General features: G+C 61.5%; 1 protein-coding gene. It reads left to right on the top strand.

The genetic code is table 11. The features are described 5' to 3' along the window. The coding region (locus ACLEJU_RS28690) for an aldehyde dehydrogenase family protein (protein WP_440776785.1) at positions 1-452 on the top strand (452 nt) is incomplete at both ends.

Raw genomic sequence — 452 nt, 5'->3', positions numbered from 1 at the left:
TCGCCGAACGTGTACTTCGAAGACATCATGCAGGCCGAGCCGAGCTTTATCGACAAGGCCGCAGAAGGCATGGTGCTGGCGTTCTTCAACCAGGGCGAGGTGTGCACCTGCCCGTCGCGCGCCCTGGTGCAGGAGTCGATCTACCCGCAGTTCATGGAAGTGGTGATGAAGAAGGTGCTGCAGATCAAGCGCGGCGACCCGCTCGACACCGACACCATGGTCGGCGCCCAGGCCTCGCAGCAGCAGTTCGAGAAGATCCAGTCCTACCTGAAAATCGCCCAGGAAGAAGGCGCCGAGCTACTGACCGGCGGCAAGGTGGAGCAGCTCGAAGGTTCGCTGGCCACCGGTTACTACATCCAGCCGACCCTGCTCAAGGGCAACAACCGCATGCGCGTGTTCCAGGAAGAAATCTTCGGCCCGGTGGTCAGCGTCACCACCTTCAAGGACGAAGC

The organism is Pseudomonas sp. SMN11, assembly GCF_052041945.1.
GTDB lineage: Bacteria > Pseudomonadota > Gammaproteobacteria > Pseudomonadales > Pseudomonadaceae > Aquipseudomonas.
The sequence above is the reverse complement of the archived record's forward strand: the minus strand, read 5'-3'. Positions and strand labels throughout refer to the sequence as shown.